The sequence below is a fragment of the Burkholderia sp. E168m23 genome, from assembly GCF_016586125.1.
GTDB lineage: Bacteria > Pseudomonadota > Gammaproteobacteria > Burkholderiales > Burkholderiaceae > Burkholderia > Burkholderia orbicola.
This window is the reverse complement of sequence record NZ_BCPP01000203.1, coordinates 1-8,456: the sequence shown is the minus strand read 5'-3', so window position 1 is coordinate 8,456 and position 8,456 is coordinate 1. Positions and strand designations below refer to the sequence as shown.

At 65.9% G+C, this 8,456-nt stretch carries 7 protein-coding genes and 1 pseudogene; 4 read left to right on the top strand and 4 right to left on the bottom strand.

Features of this window, described 5'->3' with window-relative positions:
* A pseudogene (locus JMF90_RS13030) lies at positions 1–166 on the top strand (MFS transporter); the annotation flags it as partial.
* Between the two features lie 125 nt (positions 167–291).
* Here the strand turns inward: JMF90_RS13030 and JMF90_RS13025 are convergent.
* Together JMF90_RS13025 and JMF90_RS13020 are read right to left on the bottom strand one after the other, a co-directional pair.
* Positions 292–1,350: an L-idonate 5-dehydrogenase gene (locus tag JMF90_RS13025; RefSeq protein ID WP_201316700.1), complete on the bottom strand. Its 1,059-nt coding sequence runs from the start codon at positions 1,348–1,350 to the stop codon at positions 292–294.
* A gap of 13 nt (positions 1,351–1,363) precedes the next feature.
* Positions 1,364–2,137, bottom strand: a complete 774-nt coding sequence (locus tag JMF90_RS13020) for an SDR family NAD(P)-dependent oxidoreductase (protein ID WP_069616843.1) — start codon at positions 2,135–2,137, stop codon at positions 1,364–1,366.
* 152 nt (positions 2,138–2,289) lie between these two features.
* On the opposite strand from JMF90_RS13020, the gene JMF90_RS13015 reads away from it, so the two are divergent.
* The gene (locus JMF90_RS13015; RefSeq protein WP_175781238.1) at positions 2,290–3,180 is read left to right on the top strand and encodes a LysR family transcriptional regulator; all 891 of its coding nucleotides are present in this window, start codon (positions 2,290–2,292) and stop codon (positions 3,178–3,180) included.
* A gap of 159 nt (positions 3,181–3,339) precedes the next feature.
* Positions 3,340–4,029 carry a hypothetical protein gene (locus tag JMF90_RS13010; RefSeq protein ID WP_201316699.1) on the top strand — a complete coding sequence of 230 codons (690 nt, stop codon included), beginning with the start codon at positions 3,340–3,342 and terminating at the stop codon, positions 4,027–4,029.
* 246 nt (positions 4,030–4,275) lie between these two features.
* Here JMF90_RS13010 and gap read toward each other — a convergent pair whose 3' ends face one another.
* Together gap and tkt are read right to left on the bottom strand one after the other, a co-directional pair.
* Positions 4,276–5,286, bottom strand: a complete 1,011-nt coding sequence (gene gap, locus JMF90_RS13005; protein WP_201316698.1) for a type I glyceraldehyde-3-phosphate dehydrogenase — start codon at positions 5,284–5,286, stop codon at positions 4,276–4,278.
* A gap of 91 nt (positions 5,287–5,377) precedes the next feature.
* On the bottom strand, positions 5,378–7,450 hold the full coding sequence (gene tkt / locus JMF90_RS13000; RefSeq protein ID WP_006485709.1) for a transketolase: 2,073 nt from the start codon (positions 7,448–7,450) through the stop codon (positions 5,378–5,380).
* A gap of 215 nt (positions 7,451–7,665) precedes the next feature.
* Between tkt and speE the strand changes: the two genes are divergently transcribed.
* Positions 7,666–8,456: polyamine aminopropyltransferase (gene speE, locus JMF90_RS12995; protein ID WP_201325145.1), on the top strand; the 791-nt coding region annotated here is incomplete at its 3' end.

The window sequence follows — 8,456 nt, the reverse complement described above, 5'->3', positions numbered from 1 at the left end:
GACGAGCTACTTCATCGGCGGCGCGCTCGGCTCGTTCGCGGCGAGCGTCGCGTACGGCCTCGACGGCTGGCGCGGCGTGTGTATCGCGGGTGCGGCGCTATCGGGCGTGCTGATCGCGCTGTGGCTCGCATCGCAGCGCGTCGGCTCGCGGCAAGTCACGCAGTGAGGCGGTAGACCGGCAATCCGGCGATCCGTTTGCGCCGCACGACGAAAAAGGCACGCGCCGCGCATCGCGGGCGTGCCTTTTTGCCGGGGGCGCCGCCGCCGTCGCGACGCGCTAGCGCCGCACCGTCACGCGGCCTCGTTCGCGAAATCGATCAGCACCTTCATCGCACGCTGACGGTCGCCCGCCAGTTCGAATGCGAGGTTCGCGTCGCGCATCGGGAACACGCGCGTGACGGCCGGCCGCAGGTCGACGCGCCCCGCGTTGATCAACTGCACCGCGAGCGCGAATTCCGCGTGGAACCGGAACGAGCCGCAGATCGACAGTTCCTTCGCGACCACCACGTTCTGCGGCAGGCTCACGTCGCCGCCCAGCCCGAGCTGCACGACGACGCCGCGCGGACGCATCACGTCCAGCCCGTCGCGCAGCGCGCGCGCATTGCCCGAACACTCGATCATCACGTCGAACGTGCCCTTGTCGGCGCCGTAGCGCTCGACCCAGCCGGCATCGGCCGCCACATTGATCGTGCGGTCCGCGCCGAGCGCGCTCGCCACTTCCAGCGGCGCCTCGACGACGTCGGTCGCGACGATCTCCGCGGCACCGTGCACGCGCGCCGCCGCGACCGCCAGCACGCCGATCGGCCCGCACCCCGACACGAGCACGCGCTTGCCGATCAGCGGGCCCGCGCGCGACACCGCATGCAGCCCGACCGCGAACGGCTCGGCGAGCGCCGCGAGCGACAGCGGCACGTGATCGGCGACCTTCACGCACTGCACCGCGTCGCACACGAGCGCGTTGCGGAACGCGCCCTGCACGTGCGGCATCCGCATCGCGCTGCCGTAGAAGCGCATGTCGAGACACTGGTTCGGCAGCCCTTCGAGACAGTAGCGGCACGCGCCGCACGGCCGGCTCGGATTGACCGCGACGCGATCGCCGACCTTCACCGACGTCACGTCCGGCGCCACTTCCGCGACCGTGCCGGCGACCTCGTGGCCGAGCACCATCGGCTGCTGCAGGCGGATCGCGCCGAAGCCGCCATGCCGGAAATAATGCAGGTCGGAGCCGCAGATGCCGCCCATCGCGACGTCGACGCGCACCTGGCCCGGGCCGATCTCGCCCGCGTCCTGCTCCTCGACCCGCAGGTCGTTCGGCCCGTGGATCACCACACACATGCAACGCAACCGCATGACGCGCTCCTGGTTAGACGGCACTGGTCAGCCCGCCGTCGACGAACAGCGTCTGGCCGTTTACGAAATCGGACGCGGCCGACGCGAGGAAGATCGCCGCGCCGCACAGCTCGTCGACCTGCCCCCAACGACCGGCCGGCGTGCGCTTGCACAGCCAGTCCGAAAACGCCGCGTCGTCGACCAGCGCGCGATTCAGTTCGGTTTCGAAATAGCCGGGCGCGAGGCCGTTCGCCTGGATGCCGTGGCGCGCCCAGTCGGCGCACATCCCTTTGGTCAGCATCCGCACCGCGCCCTTGGTCGCCGCATACGGCGCGATCGTCGGCCGCGCGAGTTCGCTCTGCACCGAGCAGATGTTGATGATCTTGCCGCGGCCGCGCGCGATCATGTGCCGCGCGACGGCCTGCGCGACGTTGAACACGCCGTCGAGATTCACGCGCATCAGTGCATGCCAGTCGTCCGGGTCGAAAGCGTCGAGCGGCGCGCGGCGCTGGATGCCCGCGTTGTTCACAAGGATGTCGATCGCGCCGACGCGCGCCTCGAAATCGTCGACCGCCGCACGTACCTGCGCGTGCTCGGCCACGTCGAACACCGCATGGTCGGCCGCGAAGCCTTCGTCGCGGAACTGGCGCGCGAGCGTCGCGGCCTTCTCTTCATTGCGATCGTTGATGACGATCGCCGCGCCCGCTTCCGCGAGCCCGCGGGCGAGCGTCAGCCCGATCCCGCGGCCGGAACCGGTAATCAGCGCGCGGCGGCCGTCGAGGCGGAATCGGTCAAGCGCATGGGTCATGGAGGTCTCCTCGTGCCAGTCGAGCCGGCTGCCTTGTCGCGGCCGGTCTCGCGTTCACGCTATCTTCGGCCGTCGGCCCGGCCCGCGCCAATGGTCTTTTTTGATCCGGTTATCATGAAAATTGATTACCGCTCTCTCTCGCCCGCCGCCACATGGAACTCAAGCAATTGCGCGCCTTCGTCACGCTCGCGGAAGAACTGCATTTCGGGCGCGCCGCGCAGCGCCTGTGCATCGTGCAGCCCGCGCTGAGCATGCAGATCAAGGCGCTCGAGGCGGAACTCGGCGCACGCCTGTTCGAGCGCGACCGGCACAAGGTCGAACTGAGCGACACCGGGCGCGTGTTCCTGCCGGAAGCGCGCGCGACGCTGCAGCAGGCCGCGCGCGCGGAGCAGTTGGCGCGGCTGTCGAGCCGCGGCGAAATCGGCACGCTGCGGATCGCGTTCGTATCGTCGGTGTTGCCCACGCTGCTGCCGGCCGTGCTGCGCACGATGCGCGAGCGCTATCCGCTGATCGTGCTCGAACTGAAGGACATGCCGACGCCCGACCAGATCGCCGCGCTGCGCGACCGGCGGATCGATTTCGGGATGATCCGGCTGCCGGCCGCGTATGCGGGCATCGACACGCGGGTGGTGCTCGAGGAAGGCTTCGTCGTCGCACTGCCGCTGGACCATCCGCTCGCCGCGTACGATACGATCGCGCCGGCCGCGTTGCGCGACCACCCCGCGTTCGTGCTCGCGCGCCGCTACGCGCCCGGCTTTCACGACGACATGCTGCTCGCGCTGAGCCGCGCGGGCACGACGCTCGAGATCGCGCAGGAATTCGGCGAATTCACGACGATGCTCGCGCTCGTCGCGGCGGGGATGGGGATCGGGCTGATTCCGGCGCAGGCGGCCAACGCGCTGCCGCCGAACGTGCTCGCGCGACCGCTCGACCTGGCCGGTCACCGCAGCGGCATCGGGCTCGCGTGGACCGATCTCGACAGCCCGCTGAAGCGCGCGTTCGTCGATGCGGTCGAGCACGTGACGGCCGATTCTCAGCCATAAAAAAGAGCGTGCGCAAATTTCCGTAGATGTCGCACAACGAGGCACATCAATCGTCCAAGTAAGCACAAGTTTCGCCTACGCACGAAAACGGCTAGGGCGCATATGAACTTCCTTCGGTATCGGTACGGCAATCTCACTCGAAAAAACCATAGACCTAACATGGCAACCAACGAAAACATCAGAGAACGAAATTTTTATTCGGGTTCCAAATCCCAGTTACCGTATTTAGTTGAACAGTACAGTACGTTCCAACTTCCTCATCCCCCTAGCATCCCTGGCTTAATCAACGGCGTGCTGGTTGCAGTCGAAATCGAGAATCGCCTTCGACATCTGGCCATGTTAGTTGATACGGCAACCGATGCCTATCAAGCCAAGGACATATTTAAATACTTTTTCACGGTCGAAGCGGTGCTCCTGTCCATGCGGCGGGTAATCGACGATCTTGTCATGTCGCTTTACTGCAGATCTCGGTCGGAAGAAGTAGCAAAAACTCGGCGCATTGAGGTTGACGGATATGGGATGCTATTTCGTTCCGGCAGCCCGACCGCGTTTGGCGCTGAAATTATCCGTGAGTACATTCAACCGAACGAAGAAATCGCGGAGATCCTCATAGAGTTATCGAATTCGTATAAGCACAGCTATCTACTGCCCGAAGCACGCGCCTGGGGCGCCGATGGTCCGACAGTACTTGCTATCTATGCCCATCGAAACGACTATTCAAAGTCCATAACCATTCACAATCACAGCTTGGGGCAGCTGGTCATTGGTTTCAATTCACTCATTCAGCGAATCGTACAAAACTCGCGCAAGCATAATGTCTCGGAAAACGAAGGCAAGGAAGCTATCTAACGCCTAGCTTTTCAATCGATGCGGATGGTTACCGGCAGACCTACGCCCAACTCCCGTGCGCCGGTCACCTTGGCGTCAAATGTTCGTTCTTCTAGACGACCACCATCAATTTTTGACCGAACGCGGACAACCCACCCCTTGCTCTCCGAGAATTTACGCCGGGCAATAAAAAACCCGGCCGGGAAACCCCGGGCCGGGTTCGTTCGCCACGCCGGCCGCGTTGCCGCGGCCGCGCGACGTGCGGGATTACTTCGCGTTCGCGAATGCGATTGCCGTATCCAGCATGCGGTTCGAGAAACCCCACTCGTTGTCGTACCAGCTCGATACCTTCACGAGGCGGCCCGACACCTTGGTCAGCGTCGCGTCGAACGTCGACGAAGCCGGGTTGTGGTTGAAGTCGATCGACACCAGCGGTGCGTCGTTGTAGCCGAGGATGCCCTTCAGCGCGCCTTCCGATGCTTCCTTCATGATCGCGTTGACTTCCTCGACCGTCGTGTCGCGCTTCGCGATGAACGACAGGTCGACGATCGACACGTTGATCGTCGGGACGCGGATCGCGTAACCGTCGAGCTTGCCGTTCAGTTCCGGCAGCACGAGGCCGACGGCCGATGCGGCACCCGTCTTCGTCGGGATCTGGCTGTGCGTGGCCGAACGCGCGCGGCGCAGGTCTTCGTGATAGACGTCCGTCAGCACCTGGTCGTTCGTGTACGCGTGGATCGTCGTCATCAGGCCGGTTTCGAGGCCGATCTTGTCGTTCAGCGGCTTGACGAGCGGCGCGAGGCAGTTCGTCGTGCACGATGCGTTCGAGATGACCGTGTGCTCGGCCTTCAGCACGTCGTGGTTCACGCCGTAGACGATCGTCGCGTCGACGTCCTTGCCGCCCGGCGCCGAGATGATCACCTTCTTCGCGCCGCCCTTCAGGTGCGCGCCCGCCTTTTCCTTCGTCGTGAAGAAGCCCGTGCATTCCATCACGACGTCGACGCCCAGCTCGCCCCACGGCAGTTCGGCCGGGTTGCGGTTCGCCAGCACGCGGATCTTGTCGCCGTTCACGACGAGGTAGTCGCCGTCGACCGACACTTCGCCCGGGAACTTGCCGTGCGCGGTGTCGTACTGGGTCAGGTGCGCGTTGGTCTTCGCATCGCCCAGGTCGTTGATCGCGACGATCTCGAGATCGTGCTTCTTGCCGTTTTCATAGAACGCGCGCAGCGTGTTGCGGCCGATACGGCCGTAGCCGTTGATTGCGACGCGAATCGTCATGGTCTATCTCCTGATGGCTGAAAAAATTCGTTTCGTGCAGCTTCACGGTGCGACGCGCGCAACGGGTGGCGCGCGCCGCGTATGCTTTTATTTAGGCCAGCACGGCCTTGGCCGTCTCGACGACGTGCTCGACGGTGAAGCCGAAGTACTTGAACAGCACGCCGGCCGGCGCCGACTCGCCGAACGTGTCGATCCCGACGACGCCGCCTTCGAGGCCGACGTACTTGTGCCAGAAGCTCGTCACGCCCGCTTCGATCGCGACGCGGCGCACGCCGTGCGGCAGCACGCGTTCGCGGTATTCGGCGTCCTGGCGGTCGAACACGTTGGTCGACGGCATCGACACGACGCGCGCCGCGATGCCCTGCTGCGCGAGCGGCTCGACGGCCTTCATCGCGAGTTCGACTTCCGAGCCCGTCGCGATCAGGATGATCTTGCGTGCGACGATTTCCTCGTCCCAGTCCTTCAGCACGTAACCGCCCTTCTCGATGTTGGCGATCTGCGCATCGGTACGCGGGTTGAACGCGAGGTTCTGGCGGCTGAAGATCAGGCTCGACGGACGGTCGGCGGCGACCGCGTGGGTCCACGCGACGGCCGTCTCGACCGTGTCGGCCGGACGCCAGACGTCGTGGTTCGGGATCAGGCGCAGGCTCGACACGTGCTCGATCGACTGGTGCGTCGGGCCGTCTTCGCCGAGGCCGATCGAATCGTGCGTGAACACGAAGATCGACGGCACCTTCATCAGCGCGGCCACGCGCAGCGCGTTGCGGCTGTAGTCGGAGAACGTCAGGAACGTGCCGCCGAACGGCTTGTGGCCGCCGTGCAGCGCGAGGCCGTTGATCGCCGCGCTCATGCCGAATTCGCGCACGCCGTAGTTGATGTGGTTGCCGAGCAGCACGCCCGCGCCTTCCGGATTCGCGCGCACCGCCTTCGACGCCTTCCAGTTGGTCAGGTTCGAGCCGGTCAGGTCGGCCGAGCCGCCGAGCAGCTCCGGCAGCGCGGCGGCGAGGCCCTCGATCGCCTGCTGCGACGCCTTGCGGGTCGCGACCGTCTCGGCGCGCTCGTTCGCACCGGCGATGATCGCCGCAGCCTTCTCGGCCCAGTCGGCCGGCAGCTTGTTGGCCATCCGGCGCTCGAATTCGGCGGCTTCTGCCGGGAACTTCGCGCGATAGGCGGCGAACGTCGCGTCCCACTCCGACTCGGCGCGCTTGCCGGCTTCCTTCGCGTCCCAGGCCGCGTAGACTTCCTGCGGAATCACGAACGGCTCCCACTTCCAGCCGAGCGCTTCGCGCGTCTTCGCGATTTCTTCCGCGCCGAGCGCCGCGCCGTGCACGTCGTGGCCGCCGGCCTTGGTGGCCGCGCCCTTGCCGATCACCGTCTTGCAGCAGATCAGCGTCGGCTTGTCCGACAGCTTCGCCTTCGCGATGGCCGCGTCGACCGCGTCGACGTCGTGGCCGTTCACGTTCGGGATCACGTTCCAGCCGTACGCTTCGAAGCGCTTCGGCGTGTCGTCGTGGAACCAGTTGACGACGTCGCCGTCGATCGAGATGCCGTTGTCGTCGTACAGCGCGATCAGCTTGTTCAGCTTCAGCGTGCCCGCGAGCGAGCAGGCTTCGTGCGAGATGCCTTCCATCAGGCAGCCGTCGCCGAGGAACACGTACGTGTGGTGATCGACGATCTTCGCGCCGTCACGGTTGAATTCGTCGGCCATCAGCGCTTCGCCGAGCGCCATGCCGACCGCGTTCGCGAGACCCTGGCCGAGCGGGCCGGTGGTCGTCTCGACGCCCGGCGTGATCCCGTATTCCGGGTGGCCCGGCGTCTTCGAGTGCAGCTGGCGGAAATTCTTCAGCTCTTCGATCGGCAGGTCGTAGCCGGTCAGGTGCAGCAGCGAGTACAGCAGCATCGAGCCATGGCCGTTCGACAGCACGAAACGGTCGCGATCGGCCCAGTGCGGATTCGTCGGGTTGTGCTTCAGGTGGCGCGACCAGAGTGCGACGCCGATTTCGGCCATGCCCATCGGCATGCCGGGGTGGCCGGAGTTCGCTTGCTGGACGGCGTCCATCGCGAGCGCACGGATCGCGTTGGCCATCAGGGTGGTGGAGGCGGGAGACGAAGTCGTCATGTCGAGTCCGGAGAACGAGTCGAGGAAACGGGGGCACGGCGGCATCCGGAAGCTCGAGCGTCAATCGTTCCCGGCGCGCGGTGCGGCGCCTGACGGACGCGAAGCGGACGGAGCCAACGGACGGGGCTGCAAAGCTCGTCATTTTAACAGATGGGCTGACATTTCCCTTGTCGGCGCGTAGTGTTCCGGCACGGTTTTCCGCCAAACCGCCTGCCTCCTATAATTCAGGCGTCGGAACTGCCTGCCCCAGCGGCCCGCTCGTGAGCACCACCCTTCTCTTTCACCCGACGCCCGACGCCACCTACGGCTTCCCGAACGCGCGGCGGCTCGCGCACGTCGCGTCCCCGCACCAGCAGATCGAAGTCTGGGAAACCCCGCAGCTCGGCCGGCTGTTCACGCTGGACGGCCGGCCGATGACGTCGGTCGGCGACGAATTCGTCTATCACGAGTGCATGACGCACCCGGCCGCGCTCGCGCATCCGGCGCCGAGGAAGGCGCTCGTGCTCGGCGGCGGCGACGGCGGCGCGGCGCGCCAGCTGCTCAAGCACGCGTGCATCGAGCGGATCGTGATCGCCGAACTCGACGACGAGGTGGTCGGGATGGCGCGCCGCTATCTCGACGACGTGCACCAGGGCGCGCTCGACGACCCGCGCGTCGAGGTCGTGATCGGCGACGCCGCGCACTTCGTCGATTCGACGATCGAACATTTCGATCTCGTCGTGTTCGACCTCACGCCGCCCGATTCGCCGGCGGCCGGCCTCTATACGCGCGCGTTCTACGCGCGGCTCAAGCGAATCCTCACGCGCTGCGGCGCGATCTCGATGCATCTGGGCTCGCCGGTGTTCCATGCCGCGCGCATCGCCGCGCTGCTCGACGACCTGCGCGCGAGCTTCGCGGTCGTCGATCCGCTGTCCGCGCACGTGCCGCTGTACGGCTCGCAGTGGCTGATGGCGATCGCGAGCGACACGCTCGACGCGGCCGCGCTGTTCGCGCACGACGTCGACGCACGGCTCGCGGCCCGCCGCGTCGACGGCCTGCGCTACTACGATGC

Coding starts and splice junctions, on each gene's coding strand:
- JMF90_RS13010 (WP_201316699.1), top strand. CDS start 3,340: ATGGCAACCAACGAAAACATCAGAGAACGAAATTTTTATTCGGGTTCC.
- JMF90_RS13015 (WP_175781238.1), top strand. CDS start 2,290: ATGGAACTCAAGCAATTGCGCGCCTTCGTCACGCTCGCGGAAGAACTG.
- gap (WP_201316698.1), bottom strand. CDS start 5,286: ATGACGATTCGCGTCGCAATCAACGGCTACGGCCGTATCGGCCGCAAC.
- tkt (WP_006485709.1), bottom strand. CDS start 7,450: ATGCCGCCGTGCCCCCGTTTCCTCGACTCGTTCTCCGGACTCGACATG.
- JMF90_RS13020 (WP_069616843.1), bottom strand. CDS start 2,137: ATGACCCATGCGCTTGACCGATTCCGCCTCGACGGCCGCCGCGCGCTG.
- JMF90_RS13025 (WP_201316700.1), bottom strand. CDS start 1,350: ATGCGGTTGCGTTGCATGTGTGTGGTGATCCACGGGCCGAACGACCTG.